General features: G+C 66.2%; 9 protein-coding genes, 1 tRNA gene and 1 pseudogene. 1 reads left to right on the plus strand and 10 read right to left on the minus strand.

Translation table 11 applies throughout. The annotated features are described in order from the left end of the window. Window positions 1-636: 636 nt before the first annotated feature. From AC07EG_RS35610 to AC07EG_RS35630, 5 genes are all read right to left on the minus strand, one after another. A complete protein-coding gene (locus AC07EG_RS35610; protein WP_478257665.1) occupies window positions 637-1,140 on the minus strand; it encodes a hypothetical protein in 504 nt (167 codons plus the stop codon). Window positions 1,141-2,349: 1,209 nt separating this feature from the next. Continuing rightward, window positions 2,350-2,664, minus strand: coding sequence for a hypothetical protein (locus AC07EG_RS35615; protein WP_478257666.1), 315 nt, complete (start codon window positions 2,662-2,664; stop codon window positions 2,350-2,352). A gap of 23 nt (window positions 2,665-2,687) precedes the next feature. Next, window positions 2,688-9,416: a polymorphic toxin-type HINT domain-containing protein gene (locus tag AC07EG_RS35620; RefSeq protein ID WP_478257667.1), complete on the minus strand. Its 6,729-nt coding sequence runs from the start codon at window positions 9,414-9,416 to the stop codon at window positions 2,688-2,690. Between the two features lie 40 nt (window positions 9,417-9,456). Beyond that, window positions 9,457-12,723, minus strand: coding sequence for a LamG-like jellyroll fold domain-containing protein (locus AC07EG_RS35625; RefSeq protein WP_478257668.1), 3,267 nt, complete (start codon window positions 12,721-12,723; stop codon window positions 9,457-9,459). 311 nt (window positions 12,724-13,034) lie between these two features. Beyond that, a complete protein-coding gene (locus AC07EG_RS35630) occupies window positions 13,035-13,373 on the minus strand; it encodes a hypothetical protein (protein ID WP_478257669.1) in 339 nt (112 codons plus the stop codon). Between the two features lie 791 nt (window positions 13,374-14,164). Here AC07EG_RS35630 and AC07EG_RS35635 point away from each other — a divergent pair. Then, window positions 14,165-14,830: pseudogene (locus AC07EG_RS35635) on the plus strand (site-specific integrase); the annotation flags it as partial. A 389-nt stretch (window positions 14,831-15,219) separates the two neighbouring features. Here the strand turns inward: AC07EG_RS35635 and AC07EG_RS35640 are convergent. The 5 genes from AC07EG_RS35640 to AC07EG_RS35660 form a co-directional block, all read right to left on the minus strand. After that, window positions 15,220-15,292 (minus strand) — tRNA-Ala (locus AC07EG_RS35640). A 75-nt stretch (window positions 15,293-15,367) separates the two neighbouring features. Next, entirely contained in the window at window positions 15,368-15,868 is a 501-nt protein-coding gene (locus AC07EG_RS35645; protein WP_478257740.1) for a YbaB/EbfC family nucleoid-associated protein, read from the minus strand. Between the two features lie 8 nt (window positions 15,869-15,876). After that, window positions 15,877-16,242: a YbaB/EbfC family nucleoid-associated protein gene (locus AC07EG_RS35650; RefSeq protein ID WP_478257670.1), complete on the minus strand. Its 366-nt coding sequence runs from the start codon at window positions 16,240-16,242 to the stop codon at window positions 15,877-15,879. Between the two features lie 31 nt (window positions 16,243-16,273). Continuing rightward, entirely contained in the window at window positions 16,274-17,392 is a 1,119-nt protein-coding gene (locus AC07EG_RS35655; RefSeq protein ID WP_478257671.1) for an NlpC/P60 family protein, read from the minus strand. Continuing rightward, on the minus strand, window positions 17,389-17,730 hold the full coding sequence (locus tag AC07EG_RS35660; RefSeq protein ID WP_478257672.1) for a hypothetical protein: 342 nt from the start codon (window positions 17,728-17,730) through the stop codon (window positions 17,389-17,391). Before AC07EG_RS35660 ends, AC07EG_RS35655 begins: the two co-directional genes overlap by 4 nt. Window positions 17,731-17,767 lie beyond the last annotated feature (37 nt).

The raw sequence follows: 17,767 nt of genomic DNA on the forward strand, positions 1-17,767 counted from the left end.
GATCCACGGCGGTGACCCACCCCTGCTCACGACCGAACATGATCCACAACGGACACGGCCAACACCACCACATTGATCATTTTGTTAGGACCACTAAGGGGACTCGAACCCCCGACCCCCTCACTGCCAGCGAGGATCACGCAAGCCTTCTACCAGCACAAACAGAGAATGCCCTGGCCGTTCGCTACCGTTCGATGCACCTTGGTGCCGTTGCACGCGACTGGACGCGCACCCTTGCTCCAGGTTCGCTCCAGCGAAATTGGTGTGAAGTATGCGCAGGCGACTCCGCCACGCCTCGTCGCTCGTCACCTGTCGCAAACCTGCTCCCAGACCCCGTCTTCGCAGTCACCAACTCGACTTAGCGACGACGCATCAGCACTTTCCCGACCCCCGACCCCACCTCGGCTCGACCAAGCACCCGCCAGCCGCGTTGGCACACTTGGCATCTAACGCAGGTCGACCTGCGCTTCGCGTTCACGGGGCCTGACTCCAACTTAGTCACGTCCACGTGCGCGACCTGGTCGCAGGTGATCGAGCGATACCAACCGGGGCGCGGTACGGCGGACAGGCTGCCGTCCACGTCCAATACCCGCCATTCTCCCCGGACAGCACAACCGACACGCTAAACCCGGCCTGCTAGCCAATTTTTAACGGGTAAATATTTGACAAGTCAGAATTGACCTCATTTAATGCCGAAGCGAAATCGAAGGCCAACTTTGAAAGCATTTCATCCAAATTAACTTGCGCAATACTCTCCCGATCCGGAATCGGGTGCCAACTAATGCGAAATTGACAACGAATCGTAACCAATTCTCCGCCAGGAAAGAAGGTCAACATCCTCTCGATACCTTGAGAGTAAAGATCCACTTCAACTTCCCGACGTTCACGCACTCCCGCCAGGATCGACGGAAACTGCTCCATGAATGCGGACAGGTCGTACGCGACATCGACCGGCCATGCATCCTCCCCGAAGCCACTTACACAGAACGTTCCGCCTCGAGCTTCAGAAAGGTGACTACAAGCCTCTATTACGAGATTCTCGTAACTTTCACCCACACCCGGGTCAGTCGCCATACCGTAGCTCGCAACATCAGGCGAAACAGCTCGGTCAAACGAGACGGAAAACTCATTGTCTTCCACCTTCTACTTCGGGCCAACGATGGGGTAGGCAGTCCTGTACATGCCGCCAGACTATGTCGACCAGTTCCTTGACTCCCGTGCCTACGATAGTCGCGTCAACCACTCGTGGCCCAGACTTGCCTGTACTGGGATCGGAAGCATGCACTACCTCCCCGGGCTTGACCTGCTCGATGGCGCGGCGGTGCCGTCTGCCATGAGGACTAAGGTGCCCGCAGCGAAGCTGTTGCTTACACATGAAGAGCCACCGAGCTTGGCGCCGCCTGACTCAGGAACTTTGGGAGGCGGGGCGCCGCCTTTGCACCTGCGGTAACGGCGTCAGCGCCCTTGCTGACGCTCTTGCCGAGGTCAACGGCGTTGGCGACCTTGCCGACACCTTTACGCGGTGGCTATCCATCCGGCGAAAGGCAACCGCGGCGGACCGCTCTCACTTGGTCGACGACGGCTGCCCGTCCAGAACGTTCCTCACCGCAGCCAATTCCGGCAACGCGCTGCACGCCTGGTCCGCCCAGCGCCGCAGATTTTCGATCATTCACAGCTGCGGGGATGGGTGGCGTGTGAGTGTCGTGATCCGACCTGCGTTTAGCAGAGGTCGCCTCGGAGTCGCTCGTCGGGCGGGAATGTGTTCGTAGCAAGGTAGGAGTCCCAGTCGGCCGAGGTGAAAACGCAATTGCCCGAGCGGATCCGGTCGAACCGCCCCGCGGTCAGCCGCGCGGCCTGCCACAGGCCCGCGTCGGCGTCACGCTGCCGCCCCATGGTGACGCTGCCCCGGTTCGACACCCGCCATGCCGGGTACCGCGCAAGTGCCCAGGCGGACGTGATCGTGGAGGCGGACCTGCTGGCCCGCTCAGACGAGGTGAGATCACTGCTCCCGTGGCCACCGAGCACTCGGGCACCGTCCCGCGGTCGCGATGCCGCCTAACCAGAGCCTGGCATGACTGCTCGATCGCGAGCGCCCAACCGCCGACGTCTCATGGCGGTGGAGTGGACGCTGCGAGGGTTCGCATCGTCCCAGCGCCGGCAAATTGACCAACCCGCTGCGGAGCCGCCTCCAGCGCTCCGAGGACCGCAACCTGGCCGAGTCCGACGCGATGGGCGCAGGCTACACACACCCCGGGGTGTGTGGCGACACGAAGCCACCCGGCACACGCAGTGGACCGCCAGAGGTGGCGGCGTGCCTGCGGTAGCCGCCGTCCGGAAGCTACGCATTTATCAAACCTCTACTACTTCTTCAGGAGTTCCATTCTCCGGACCGCCCAGACGAATTACCGCACGACCAGAGCCGCGGCCAAAATCACGCAGCAGGTGTTCAATTTCACCAAATAGTCGACGGGCATCCGAACTGTAGAGATACAGCACAACCTGCCCGTCTCCATATTCGTGACCGTCAAGCTCCCCAAGCGCGTGTTTCTCAATGAGTTCTTCGATCTTGTCCTCAAGTAGGGCAACTCGTCGCTGATAGTCCTCACTCGGAAGACCGGCACCAGACAGGCCGTAAGTTACAATCAACGCCTGCTCGATCGACATCAACAAAAATCCCTCTCGGTCATCTATCGCCGCAGCCTACCCGGCGAGTTTACACTATTGGCGAGTTCCCCTTTCCCGCCAAGGAGATCGATGACATCGGCTTCCACCGCTTCTCGAGCATGCTTTCCGCCACAAACATGGATGCAGATAACGTGCCCATCTCGGGCTCGCCGACCGTTGCGAGAGTGTTCACTTAGCCGCCTGTCGATATCATTTGTCTGCCCCACATAAGTCTTACCACTCTTCTGATCAAGAAAGACGTACACGCCTTGATTCTTGTTGCAGTTATGCGTAAGAACCGCATCCACGCCTTGCCCGGGAGCAACAAAATAGGTGTGACTCAGCGAAACATTTAGATTGAATACTTGCTTCCAGCCGCTCCACTTTCGCAACTCTTGAATTACACGCTCTTCCCCGGAAACACTTACCAGCAAATCTCCCAGGCGCAGATCGCCCGCCTCAACCCACTCTCCCCTATTTGAAGCCCAGAATGGATGGTTTGCTGTGGCAGAAATTTTCCCGCCAATTCCGACACCATCCACTCCAAGTTCAATATCAACAAATTCCTTGTATCCCCGGCCGACGATCGTCCCAGCGACCTTTTGCGCATTCGCCCGGTCATTCCCAGGAGCAGAAGCAAGCAGATAATCGCCAACCCGGACATTTTCGATAGGAACATGCTCGCCATCGCTCGCCACAACCAGCGTTCCTGGAAGAAAGCTGTTGTCGCAGCCTTCCGGTTGCTGCATATTACTTCTTTGCGCTTTCGCCAGCAGGCGCTCCCTTGCCTCATTGACCTTGCGCAGCTGCTCTGCCGCCTTGTCCCTTCGGCGGATCCAACTAACGGTTTTTTCGAAGGCTTCGATGATTTTGCCGACGATCTTACCGATCTTCAGGACCTTACCCCAGGGCAGAGCAGAGAAGATCTCAATGCCGCATTGGACGGCGTTGAAGTTGTTGAAGCAGTTGTCGATGACACCCTTGGCGCCGATGATCTCCTGGACGACCTCGCCGCCGTGTTCGATGGCGACTTGGACCCAGCTGCGCTGGTCGGCGGCGGCTCGTTTGGCTTCTTCGTATTCGGCGAGGCTGAGACCTGCTTCACGGGCGGCATCTTCATCGCTGACCTGTTGTGAAGCCCGTCCCTTCCAGGGTGGTTCGATCCACACGCGGTAGACGAATACCTGCACCACCCAGTACGCGATGAGGACGAACTTGAAGAACGGCATCGCCCCGGACAGCCACCACATCACCTTGAAGGCGAAGGTCTTCATGACCAGTTTGGTGGTCTTGACAGTCTTCCAGTACAGACCACTGGGGTCGGAGTTGGTGACCGGTGAGTTGTTGGCGTAGGCGTAGCCGTTCATCTGCTGCGGGTCGTCCTGGTCGAGGACGGGGTCCACGGAGGTGAACCGACCGTTCTTCGGGTCGTACTCGCGGGCGCCGAGGTGGGTCAGGCCGCTTTCGTCCTTGGTGCCGCCCACGAAGCCCTTGTCGTCGGGCCAGGTCTGCGGTTGCTCCCCGCGCTCGTTGCCGAAGGGGTCCTGGCGGCGGGTGGTGACCTCGAGCGTTTCGGAGTCCACGCTCATGCCGGCGGTGCCCTGGTGGTCGCCGAGCAGGTAGGACAGCTTCCCTTGCGGACCTGAGGTCCGGACCGCCACCGCCGAGCCGCCGTGGTTGTAGTAGCGGCTGGCGGTGACGGCCTTGGTGGTGTTGTCCAGGCGCAGCTCCATGCCACCGAGGTAGAGCGTGGTGGTCTGGGCGGTGCGCTTGATCAGGCGGTTGCCGTCGGCGTCGTAGAGGTAGTCGTAGGTGCGGCCGTCGTGCTCGGTGACCTTGGTGTTGCGGCCGCTGGTGTCGAACTCCATCGTCTGCGGCGAGCCGGCGACGTTGCGCAGGGTCTGGTTCCCGGCGGCGTCGTAGCCGAACTCGTCCTTGGCGGTGCCGTTGGGGCCGACCTGGGTGACCGAGCGCAGGGTGTGCGGCTGGCTGCCGTCCTCGGCGCCGTAGTCGTAGGTGCGGGTGACGTCACCGTCGGCGCGGTGCTGGACGTCTTCGGTGCGGTTGCCGCTGGTGTCGTACTTGTACTCGTTCCAGTACGGGGCTGCTCCCCCGAGTCCGGCGACGGTGGGCTGCTGTTCGCAGTTGCCGCTGGCCGGGGTGAACGCCTGGGTCATGCGCTGCAGGTAGTCGTAGGAGAAGCACTGCACGTCACGCGCCGAGCCGGGCGGGGCGTCGTCGATCTTGGTGATGTTCCCGGCCGGGTCGTAGCCGTAGGTGCGGTTGGCCAGGTAGGAGTTCGCGGTGTTGCGCTGCACCTCGACCCCCTGCAGGCGGCGGGTGCCTTCCTCGTAGGACATCGACGAGGTGACGGTCTTGGACCCGGACCCCAAGGTCAGGCGCAGGGTTTCGCCGTACTGGGTGTAGAGGTGGTCGGAAACGTAGGTGCCGATGCCGAAGGTGGTGGTGGGCAGGCCGACGGTGTTGTAGCGGTGCTGGATGGTCTCCTGGTTCAGGCCGCCCGCGGCGGGGTGGGTTTCGTTCATCAGCGCGCCGGTGTCCAAGTTGAACACGGAGTGGAACTTGTAGTCCCCCTTGAGCTCGTTCCCTTCGGACTCGGGGATGATGATGCTGGTCGAGGTGGGACGCAGTGCGTCGTCGTAGCTGTTGACCTTCTTGGTGTAGGGCTGGCCGTTGACCCAGCGGGTGGACGAGTCGAGCAGTCCCTTCTTGAGCCAGTCGTAGGACCAGCTGGCAGATTTGACCTCCGGCTGGTCAGCGCCGGGACGCTGGAACTCGGCGGTCTTGCGGCCGAGGGGGTCGTACTCGGTGCGCTGGACGTGGCCGCGGGCGTCGGTGCTGGTCACCAGGCGGTCGAGGGAGTCGTAGGTGTAGGTGCTCGTGCCGCTGTCGGGGTCGTGGTCGGCCTTCTTGCGGCCGAGTTCGTCGTAGTCGTAGCGCCAGACCGCACCATCGGGCCCGGTCATCGACTCCTGCTGGCCGCGGCTGTTGAACGCGTAGCGGGTGGTGTCGAAGGCGCTGGCCGGATCCGCGGTGTGGTGCTGGCGGCGTTCCACGATCCGGCCCTGGACGTCCTTGATCACCGTGGTCGTGGTGCCGCCCCGCGGTGGGACCACGGTGGTGCGGTCACCGCCGTAGGAGGAGCTGGTGCGCCACTTTTCGACACCCTTGTGGCGGTAGACGACCGCGGTTTCGCGTTGCAGGGCGTCGAACTCGTTGATGGTCTGGTTGGGTACGGCGTTGTCGAGCGCCCCGTGCAGGGCCTTGCTCGGCGCGAGATCGTTGAAGTAAGCGCCGTTGACCTTGTATTGCAGGCCGCGGGAGTCGAAGAAGAAATCGCTGATCACCCGGCCGCTCTTCACCGCGGGAATCTGCTGCTGGCGCTCGCGCAACAGGCCGTCGAACAGGGTGTAGCTGGTGTTGTACTGGCCGCCCTCGCGCAGCGCCCGCGTGGTCACCACGGTGGGACCGTCCGTGCGGTACTCGTACTCGAATTCGCCGTTGGGGCTCTGGTGGTCTTTCTTGCGGCCGGGTTTCCACATCTTGGACACGCGGCCGAGCGGGTCGTAGACCACGTCGGCGCGTTCGCCGCTCATCCCGACCTCGGAGACGACCTGTCCCGATGCGGGTTCCAGGGTGGTGACGGCGGTGTGCTTGAGCGGGTCGGTTTTGGTGATCGTGCTCACCAGGAACTCCGGACCCGGGGCGTAACTGGTGGTGACCTCGTGGTTTTCGGCGTTGACGACCTTGGTCGGGCGGCCGAGGTCGTCGTAGGTGGTGCGCTGGTTGACCTGGTACGCGGTGCCGGTCCAGCGTTCGGTCAGCGACACGTTGCCCTTGGTCGGCGGACTGCCGTGCGGCAGGTCGTCGTAGGAGGTGCGCACGTCGGAGATCAGGTGCTGCGCCTCGCCCGGGTAGGCCGAGCAGGGCTGGCCGATGGTGCGCACCGCGGCCTGCCGGTTGAGGATGCCGGCGGTGGTGTTGTAGGCGTAGGTGGTCCGGGCGCAGGTTTCGTCGCCGGGCTTGCCGGTGTCGCCGAGGTCCTCGACCTGGTCGATGTTGCCGTGGGCGTCGAACCTGTTGTTGACCTGGGTGCGGCGCCAGGTTCCGTCCCCGAGCAGGGTGCGGCCGCGGACGGAGGCGGTGTTGCTCATGAACGCCTGGCTGTCGCCCTCGGTCGCGGTCGGGCCGTGGAGCCACGGGTCCTTGACCGAGGCCGACACGAGCTTGGTGCCGTCGTACTGCAAGCTCTCCCAGGAGTACCCGGCGAGTTGCTCCGAGTCGGTGACCTTGCCGCCTTCGGAGTCGGTGACCTGCACCGAGCGCTTGCCGCCGTTCGGCAACCGGTCGCCGTCCATGCCCCGCAGGAAGCGTTCCTCGGTGACCGACTGCGTGGTACCCGGCTCGCCGACGATGGTGCGGACCAGCTCGTAGCCACGCCACTGCGACCACGTGCGGTACTTCATCTCGGTGAACTTGGCCTCGTCGAAGTGCCAGGCCGCTTTGTCCGAGTATTCGTAGTAGGTCTTCTGGATCGACGGGCCGGTGGTGCGGGAGTCCTGGGAGACCGCGTCGACCCGGTACTTGTGGAACCAGCCGAGTTCGCGTTCGTAGCCGAACTCGGGCACCCACCAGGTCGGGAAGCAGCGCATGGTGTTGTGCTCGGCGTTGGCGGGCATGTTCGTGCCCGCGACGCACTGCGGGTCGGAGTACTTGACCTCGACCACGCCACCGGCTTCGCCGACCACGCGCTGCACGCGGTGGCGGGTGATCGGCGGGCGGTTGTCGGAATTGGTGTCGACCCGGTTGGGCAGCGCTTGGCCGTGGAACACCATTTCCGGCGTGCTGGCCGTGCCGCCGACGTGCCCGGTGTGCTGGACGCTGGTCAGCCACAGCGCCGGCGAGAGGCCGTCCCCGGTGGCCGGGAACTGGTGCCGCAGCGTCCAGGAGTCGACATCACGCCACTGCACGTCCGCCACGTCGGCGCGACGGACCTGGGTGAGCACCTTGACCAGCCGTTTGCGGGTGAAGAACGCCGGGGAGTTCTTGTTGTCACATTTGTCCCCCGGCTTGCAGATCGCGTCGAACGGAACGTCGGGCCACGATTTTGCCGTGTCCTTGTTCAGCTGGTCGGCGTTGCAGGCGAAGGTGGCGGTCGGCAGACAGCGCTCGACGGTGTCGAACCACACGCGCGCCGGCGCCGGAGCGAACAACGCGTTCGACCGCAGACCGTACTCGATCCGGCGAACCTGCCCACCCGCGATGTACGGGGTCTGCTTGTCCCCGGCTTCGTCCCGGCCGTAGTGGTTGGTTCCGACGTCGTAGTAGTAGGTGGTGGCGTTGCCGTTGGTGTCGACGACGTAGTCGAGGTTCCAGCGATAACCCTGCTGGCACCAAGAATCCCCGAACGCGGTCGCGTTGCACGGTTCGTTGGCGTGGTTGCCGAACACCGGCACGGTGTAGGCGGAGTTGGTGACCGGATTGCCTTCCTTCCAGCCCGGTAGCCGGTTCAGGCCGAGGAAGTACTGGGTGCCGTCAGCGGCGGTGACCTTCCAGTGCTCACCGTCCTTGTCACCGTTGACCGCCCCGGTGAGGCGCTCGATGCGGGAGCCGTCGTCGTTCTTGGGCCGCCAGAATCCGGTCTTCGAGTCCTTGACCAGTTCCGCGGACACACCGTTGAGGCTGAGCACGGCGTTGTCGGTGGCCCAGCACAGGTCTCCGGTCTTGCGCTGCTGGTTGTTGCCGCCCAGGTCCTCCGAGCACGGCTTGTACTGGCGCTCGATGAACCCGCCGGTGCTCAGCTCCCAGCCATCACCCACGATCGACGCCTGGTTGTTGGTCGCGCTGGTGCGCCCGTCGACCGAGCCCGACGAGTACCCGAGTCCCAGCTTCGGTGCCACGCCGGCGGACGGCGGTGGCACGCGCAGGGGAACCGAGTAGGTGAAGTCACCGCTCGAGCTGCCCGCGGACCAGCTGCCCGCCGGGCTCAGGTCGGTGGCCCCGAAGGAACCGCCCGCACCGCTGGGCGCGGCCTGCACCGCGAACACGGCGGGCTCCGGGCCCGCGGGCACGGTGACCTCGCCGGTGACGTCCTGTTCGGACGCGCGGTTGTCGGTCCGCACGAGTTCCCCGTCACGGCACTCCGGCTTCTCCGGGGTGGTCAGCACACAGGACGGCATGCGCAGCAGCCGAAGACGCGACCCGTAGTCGCCGCCGTAGGCGTGGGCGAACTTGCTGTAGTCCACCCGCACCGACACCTCGGTACCCGCGGCCCCGCCGCGGTCCGCGACGCTGACCAGTACCCCGTCCACACCAGCGCGCGTGGCCGCGTCCTGGTCGAACGTGCGCACCTCGACCTGCCCGGGTTCCGCGGAGCGAGCTGCCATTCCCGCATTTGTCGCCGCCACGGAAACCGGCAGATCACCTGCCGGGCGGTAGTCCTCCTCCGCCTCAGCGCTGCGCTGGGCTGCCGGTGCCGCCAGCGACACCTGTGCCGTCGCGGCAGCAGGCCACTGCGCACCCGGTAGCTCGGTGACTGCGACCGAGTCGACCGGGTTCGCGGGCAACGGCGCCACCGGCACGTCGTGCCCAGGCACCGAAGTCTCCTGCTGCAACGCGGGCAGGTTGGTGTGGACGGGATCCGGCGGTTGAGCGGTGGCGACCACGGTGGTGCTTCCCACGGCCAAGCCGACGAACAGCGCGAGCGTGCGCAGGACAGGTCTGGCGGTCACGGTAGTTCCTTCCGAACCCGGTGAAGAGAAGGGAGCAGCGTCAGAGGTCGGCAGCGGGCAACTGCCCGATCTGCTGGTCGGAGAGCACACCGGAGTACAACCGGACGCCACGCACCGAGCCCTGCCAGGGATCGGCGTCCTTGCCGTTCCAGCGACCGGCACCGATGAGCAGGTCCCCGGTTCCGTTCCACCCGGTGACCCCGGTGACCCGGCCCGAGTACATCCCGTCGACGTACACGCGCGCCTCGGCAGCGGCGAGGTCGTAGACCCCGGTCAAGTGCACCCAGCGACCCGTGGCGACCTCACCGGCGGCGGGAATCCACCAACCGCCTTCCGCCGTCGGGCTCAGGGCCACCAGGAAGTTCCAGCGCTTCAATTCCGGCCGGTACTGCAGCATGAAGGGCGAATACTTCTCGCCGCCGAAGGACACCGCGGTGCGGGTACCCAGATTGGTCTCGTCCAGATACACCCACGCCGACACCGTGTACGAACGATCAGTACGCACGGTCGGACGGGGCGCGGTGACCACGCCGAATCCCGCACCGTCCAGGCCGGTGAACTTCGCGCCGGTGTACTCGCCCGGTGACCACGCGGCCGTACCGCCGAACTGGGCCTGCGCCCCCGACACCAGGTCGGCCGAGGTCGAACCGCTGCCTTCAGACAGCGGGTAGTGCGCCCGAAGCACGGCCTGATTGGCCAGCAAAGCGGCCTCGGACGGCACGATCACCCGTTGGTACGCGCGCACTTCGTCCAGCGCGCCGGGGAAGAAGTCGACCCGGCCGCCGTTCCACTGCGAGGCGCCGACCTGGAAATCGCCACCAGCCGACCAGCTGCTGTTGTGGGCGACTTCAGCGGCGAGTGCACCGTTGACGTAGAGGCGCAGCTTGCCCGAACCGTGGTCGTAGGCAGCGATGAGGTGCGTCCACACCCCCACCTGCACCGGAGTGGTCGCGACGGCGCGGGCATGGGTCCCGCCGCCGTTGACGTCCTGGCTGAACATCGCCGCGCCCCACCGCCCGTCGTGGGTGGCCTGGAGCTGGAACCCGCTGGTCGTCACACCGTCCTGGGACAGGAGCGTCGGCCAGCCACCGATCTTGTCCAGCTTCGCCCACGCCGCGACGGAGAAGCTCTTCGAGGTGTCCACCACCGGACCCGGCCGGGACAGCCGCTGGGTGAGGCCGTCCAGGGTCACCGCCTGCCCGTCGTAGCCCGTGGTGGTTCCGCTCGTCCCCGCCAGGTGCCGGTTGTTGCCGCTGCTGTCGTCGGCATTGCTGTTGAGCTTCCAATGCCCGGCCAGGTTCCCGAGCAGCGGATCGCCTTGGCGCACGTTGAGCCGGTACTCCACGACCTCGGACAGGTTGCCGGCGCGGTCGACCGCCCGTACGAACATTGTCTGCAGGCCCTCGCTGACCGGTGTCCACCGGATCACCGCCGGACCACCGAGCCCGTCGGCCTCGGCCCGCGTCTTCGGGTCGTCGTGCTCCTGCTCGCTGACCGACCACAGGTAGTGCCGCACGTCAGCGGTTCCGTTGGCGGTGAAGGTGAAGGTCCCGGTCTGACCGAGACCCCCGGCGGGGCTTCCCCCGGCCGGGTAGTCGGCGGAGGTCACTCCCGGTTGGCCGGGAACCGTTTTGTCGACCGCGAACTCGCAACTGCCCACCCACGACGACGGGCTTCCGCCGTCGCTGGCCGACATCGACCAGTTGTAGACGCCCTCCTCGGTCACCAGACCCGCGGGAACCGTGACCTCGGCGAACGAGCCGGACGGGATGTTGCCGGTCGTACCCGTCCAAATCTCGGTGCTTGCCCCGACCGGACCCTTGTGCAGGCTGAATTTCGCTTGGAGCATGCCAGCGTCCGGGTCGGTCAGCTTGCCTCTGAGGCGGGGTGTCGGGGTGAAGACGTACGGCCGGTTCTCCCCGCTGGCGCAGGGGATCTGGCCGTTCTCCATGCCCAGTTGACCCGGCTTGTCGGGCAGGCTGTTGTAGACGACCTCCAGCACCGGGTTCAGGTCGAACCGACGCCAATCCGAGGTCGATCCCTCGCTGCGCGCTTTGAGCCGGAAAACCATGTTGGTCCACTGCTCGTTCGCCGCCGCCTTCATCAGGTCGGTGATGGGCGCGTCGGACCAACCGTCGCTCGGGCAGTACGCGGCGTGGTTGGACCGGCTGATATCGCCGTAGTGGCCCGCCACCCACGGTTGGTTGTTCCAAGTTGTGTCCGGGCCGATCCCGCCCGCCAGGTTCAGCTCCGTCGGGCCGCCGTTGCACGACCAGGAGTGGATGACCCGGGTGCGCACCGCCGCGCGGTGGATCACCTTGCCGCGCATGGCCGACACGTCGAAGTTGAAGTACGACCGCGACAGGTAGCCATTCTGGTACCCGGCTTTGAGGTCGGCGAGGTCACCGTCGGTCCGGTTGAAGTTGCGGGCGTTGGCGAAGTCTCCGCTCTGCACCACGACGTGATTCTGCTTGGCGCCGGCCCACCAGTACTCCGGGTCGATGAACACCGGGTACACCCGCGCGGGATCGGTGAGGAACTCCTGGTCCGGGCGCACAACCACAGCCGAGTCGGTCACGTCGACATCCATCGTCGCCGTCGCGGGGGTCTCCGCAGTCGCTGCGGCTCGCTGCTGGCCGGAGCCGCGCGAGTCCCACATCTTCGAGGCATCACCAAGGAAGTGCGCCACACCGGTGTGGTCAACGGCTTCGATGCCACCAGCCGCAGTCAACCGCGGCGTCACCCCCACCGCGTGATTGGGAAACGCGATCTCCTTCAATCGCGGATCCTGCGCGGCCTCGGCGTTCTTCACCACCAGCACCTGGCTGTACCCGGTCGCCTTGGCCGTCAGCACCAGATCGATGCCGGGCAACGTCTCCGGATACGTCGCCACCGCACCATCGAGCACCGGCGCAGGCAACGCTCCGGGCCACCCGATGCCCACCTCACGGCCATCGCGCACCACCGACGCCAGTGGCTGCTCACTCGTGCCACCGCCGGAAAAACGCACATCCACGAACCCGGCCTTCGGCCCGACCGTGCCATCCGACCGCTTCTCCAACGTCAGATCCACGGGCACCCACGCGTCACCCCGGCGCACCCGCTGTGGCTCCAGGCTCTGCCGCGACACCAACGCCCCGTCCGGACCGGCGACCACCTCGGCATACTCCGTGGTCTCCGACGCGACCGGCACTTCCTGCCCGCTCGATTTCGCCTTGGCCAGTGCCGACGCAATTTCCGGCGACACCGCTCCAATTTCGTCAGCAATTGCTGTCCCGTTGGAAAATAACGAAGCGATCAGCGCCACGGCCACACCGGCCCAGCGCAGCCTCGCCTGAGGCAACACCATGACATTCCCCCTCTTGAGCACACCACACGGGCGCACCATCACCCAGACATGACGCTATATCCGCAGACCAGCCACGCACGACCTGACGAGGGCACAACCGAAGCACGGCGACATTACTCTGATCAGCCGATTTACCAACAGCAGAAAGTGCCCGCGTCAACCCCCTCGTGAATTTGCGTCGTGGCACTGGCGAACCCCGGGTCAAAAATTACTGGTACGGCCGTTTCGTCGGTAAGGCTCCATTGGAGTGAACCAACGATGGCCCAGGGTCAGGGACGGGGGTAGTGCAGGTAGATCGGCCTGACGGTGTCCGCGCGGGAGAACGTCTCCAACGCCGTGCGCTTCCTGCCACCGATCGTCTCGGTGGTCACCTCAAGCTGATAGGACTCAACAGGCGCCACCTCGATACGAGGCATCCGCCACGCGCACTCGTAGAGCGGCTCCAAGAACCTGACGAGACCCTCCCCAGACTCGAGCTTGCCCGTCGCCATGACCGCGCCCGCGCCGTCGCGGATGGTCCACTCGGTCTGCCGCCACAGGCACTTCGAATCGTCGAAGTTCACCCCGAGCGAGATGTCATGCGTCGACAACTCCACCATGATCACCACGCGCTCTGGCTCAGACGGAGCAGAAGTCGTTGGTACGATTGACAGCGGCTCCACCGGCGGCGCTGCTTCGGGGGCGCCACCACACGCCGAAGCCGCCAGGACAACCGCCACGCAACCCCAACGCACCCAACGCATCACGTGTCCCCTCACTGTCGCTGATCGATCGCCACCCACCGATGCGGCGTTAGCTCGATCCAGCGGCGCTGTGTCGTGCGTCACGACTCAACCTGTTTCGGTGGAGGCGGAAGTTCGGCTGGAAGACGCATCGCCAGGTTCGGCCGAGATCAACGGGTGCCTGCAGGGTGCACGGCGCTGAAGCCAGCGTGGCGTTGCTGTGACTGGTAGGTACCAGAACGGCAAGCTGCGCGAGTTCTTCCACGTAGTCCGGCAACGCCGTAGGCACGCGAACGTGCGCACGCTCGCTGTCGGCTTGTCCCCGGACCTGCGGACGCCGGGGAGGCGCACACTTCTTCTCGTTCTCGAGTGTGCGGAAGCAAGCCATGGCTTGGGTGGAGCAGAGCGGGCAGCGGTCGTGGCGGGTGCGCTACCGGCGACACGGCACGGTGGATTCGGTGTCGGGCTTTCGCTCCCGGCGCGACGCCGAGGCCTACGCCGAGGATCTGGAGACCGATCAGCGCCGGAAAGTGTGGATCGACCCGGCTGATAGCGCGACCACCGTCACCGAGTGGGTCGCGCGCCATCGAGAGCTACCGCTGCCGCCTGCGCTGCCACATCCTGCCCCGCTTCGGCGCCACCGCGCTGGGCACCATCACCACCCTCGACATCACCGAATGGACCAGAGAACTCAACCAAGCCGGCTACGCACCCGCCACCGTGTCGAGCCAGATCAACCTGCTGTCCATGATCCTGACCGACGCCGACGCCGACGCCGACGCCGCCGCGGCCGCCGCTCCCGGCGGATCACCCCCGAACGGATCTGGGCCCTGCCGGATCCAGTGCTGCGCATCGCCGATCAAGCAGCGCTGCTGGGCGGCCCCATCACCCGCCTGCTGATCATCACCGCCGCCTGGACCGGCTGCCGCTGGGGCGAACTCGCCGGACTCCACCGCGACAACATCAACCTGGAACACGGCACGCTGACCATCGACCCCGAGTTCGGAACACTGCACGAGTCCGCCAGCACCCGCTGGCTGGGCCCACCCAAGACCCGCGCTTCCGCTCGCACAATCACGCTGCCACCGTTCCTGGTCGAACTACTGCGGGAGCACCTCGCGCAACATCCCTACGAGTTCGTCTTCACCACGCCCAGCGGAACCTGGCTGTGGCGCTCCACCTTCATCCGCCGCATTCTGCGCCCCGCGGCCGACGGCAACACCGACACCGCCAACCCCGCGGTCCGCTGCCACCCCATCCGGCCGGGCCTGACCTTCCACGGCCTGCGCCACAGCCACAAAACCTGGCTCATCGCCGGCGGCGCACCCGAAATCGCCCAAGCACGCCGACTCGGCCACCACCTCGACAACCGCGTCATCGAGACCTACTCCCACGTCGCACCCGAAGTCGAACAACGCCTGCTAACCGACCTCGAACAACGCTGGCAAGCCCTCCAACCCACCCCACCAGCGCCACCCTCACCGCCCGAGCCCGACGTGGCACTCGCGGCGGTCGTCCCCCTCTTCGCCACAGCGGGGGTCGGCCACCACACACCACCCCGACCAGCAGCGACACGAACCGGGCGCCGAAGGCCGCCCGGATCAGTGCCCCAGAACTGCCCCACCAGGGTCACCGCCAAGCACCCCGGAACGATCACCCATGATCAGCCAACGCACACGAAAAACCCCTCCGACCAGCCTAAACGACTCGATCGAAGGGGTTCTTTACGATGTGGAGCTAAGGGGACTCGAACCCCTGACCCCCTCACTGCCAGTGAGGTGCGCTACCAGCTGCGCCATAGCCCCGGAGCGAAGGTGAACTCCGCATCTCGTATGCCTATAAGGTACATGACCCCCGAATGGTGCTTCGCAGGGGGGTGCCTATCGGTCCGAGCGCAGGGAGGCCGGGTCGAAGGAGTACAGGTCGTCCTCCTCCGGGGCGGGGTGGGTGGCGGACTCCCGGGCCAGGCGCTGTTCGCGGCGGCGCTGGAACTCTTCGACGGTCAGGCCGTTGTCGTCGTTCGCCGCGCGGGCCGGGGCGGGGAGGCCGGAGATCTGCTCGATCATCGCGGTCACGTCCTCGCCGAGCAGCAGGGCCACCTTGTTGTAGCTGTCCTGCACGGCCTCCCGCTGGGCCACCTCGGCCACCTCGACGATCAGCGCGCCCAGCCGGTCGGCGTTCAGGTTGCCCACCGACGGCGCGAGCCACAGGTTCAGCAGCTTCCCGTGGGCGTCGACGGTCACCTCGACGGTGTTGTCCAGGTCGTGCGCGGTGCCCTTCGCCCGGGCCATCATGCCCTCGACCTGCGAAAGCGCCTCGGACCTGGCGCGGGTCTGCTCGATCAGCTGCCGCGTGGTCTGCGTGATCGGCACCTGCTCCATCGGACCGCTCACCTTCCGTAACCGTCTTCGTCGTCGGGGAGGGGCTCGTAGCCCATCGAGCGGACCTGGCCGTCACCGAGCGCGGGTGCCAGCGTCTGGTACATCCGGTCGCCGGCCCGCCGGGTGGCCTGGTCCGACAGCTCGACGATCTGCCGCGCGAGCACCTCGGGTGCGCTGCGCAGCGCGTACGGCGTCAGCTTGACGCTCTTCAGCTTGCCGCCCGGCAGCACCTCGACGCCGATCGCGCCGTCGCCGCTCCTGGCCCGGCCGGTGATCGGCCCGCTGCGCTCGAACTGCGCCCGCGCCCGCTCGCCCGCCCGGTCCATCTCCTGCGCCAGCCGGTCGGCTTCCCGGCTGATGTCGAACTCCGCCACTCGCGGCCTCCCCAACGTCTCGCCGTGCAGATTAGCCGGTCGGGCGGTAGAAGCCGATGAACGACTGCCCGGCGTTGGTGGTCCGGATCGGGCCGGTCTGCACCGGGTCGCCGGCTTCGATCATCTGCCCGTTGCCGATCACCATCGCCACGTGCCCCGACCAGACCACCAGGTCACCCGGCAGCAGCTGGTCGATCGAGGGCACCTCGGCGCCCACGGTCTGCGTCTTGGCGATCCGCGGGATCTCCAGCCCGGCCTCGCCGTAGGAGGTCATGGTCAGCCCGCTGCAGTCCAGCCCGACGCCCGGCGTGGTGCCGCCCCACACGTACGGCACGCCCAGGTTCGACAGCGCCGCGCGGACCGCCTTGGCGGCGGTCTCGTTGGGCGCCTGCACCGTGCTGCCGTCGGGCAGGTTGACCGCGACACCGGTGCCCGGCTGTGGCGGGATGGCCACCGGCAGGCGCGGCTTGCTGACCGCGCCGCCCCCGCCGCCACCACCGCCGCCGCCCCGGCCACCGCCGCCACCACCGCGGCGGCTGCCCTGGGCGTTGAACGAGCTGCCCACCTGGGTCTGCCCGCCGCCGTTGTCCCCGGAGGAGGTGGCGGGCGCGGGGGCGAGCTTGGTCGCGGTCTGGGTGAGCTGGCCCTCGGCGTTGGCCGCCACCGTCGCCGATTCACCGTTGAGGCGGTCGACCTCGGCGATCATCTTCTTCATGATGTCGGCCGCGGCGGCGTTGCCCTCGCCGTTGGGCCGGGCGCGCTCGATCGCGATCTTCTTCATCGCGTCGTTGATCACCTTGATGATCTCTTCGCGCAGCTGCTTGTTCTGGATGTCGGCGACGTCGAGGATCTCCGCCGCCTCGGCGACCGCCTTCTCGATCTCGGCGCTCTCCTGGAGGAGGTCGTCGACCTCCTTCTCCAGGTTCACCGAGGTCTCGGTGGCGGTGTCGGTGGCCGTGCCCGAGCTGTTCGCGGCGAGGTTGGCGCGCTGGGCCGAGACGTTGCCGCGCACGCCGTCCAGCGAGGTGCGCAGGGCCACCTGGCCGTCCTGGGCGGCGCTGATGCCGGCGCTGTTGCGCACCATCTTCTGCTCGAACTGCTGGTTGGTGTCCAGGCCGGTGCGCAGGACCTGCTCGGTTTCGTAGGTCACGGCAGGTCCTTGCCGATCGTCTTCATGATGTCCCCCTGGTCGCCCTCGACCACCTGGTAGTTGACCGCGGTCTGCCGCGCCGCGTCACCCATCTGCTGCCACTGCCCGCCCAGCCGCGCGACGCGCTCCTGCATGCCGCGCATCCGGCTCGCGTAGGCGCCGGAGAACCCGGTCTCCTGGCCCAGCGCCGAGAACCCGTCGCCGTCGACGTCCGCGTGCGGGTCGAGGTGCTTCGACCCCGCGCCGCGGATGTCCTCCCCCGCCGGATCGATCTGGCGCGCGTAGTTCTCGTAGGCGCCTTCGCCGACGTAGAAACCCTGGTGTGGTGTGCCGTTCACGGATGCCCTCCTCGTACCCGGGAGTGCGACGCCGTCC

Source organism: Amycolatopsis sp. NPDC045836 (assembly GCF_056431745.1).

Bases quoted from the DNA above. Each gene is read 5' to 3' on its own strand.
- AC07EG_RS35615 (WP_478257666.1), bottom strand. From the start codon at position 2,664: ATGTCGATCGAGCAGGCGTTGATTGTAACTTACGGCCTGTCTGGTGCC.
- AC07EG_RS35645 (WP_478257740.1), bottom strand. From the start codon at position 15,868: ATGGAGCAGGTGCCGATCACGCAGACCACGCGGCAGCTGATCGAGCAG.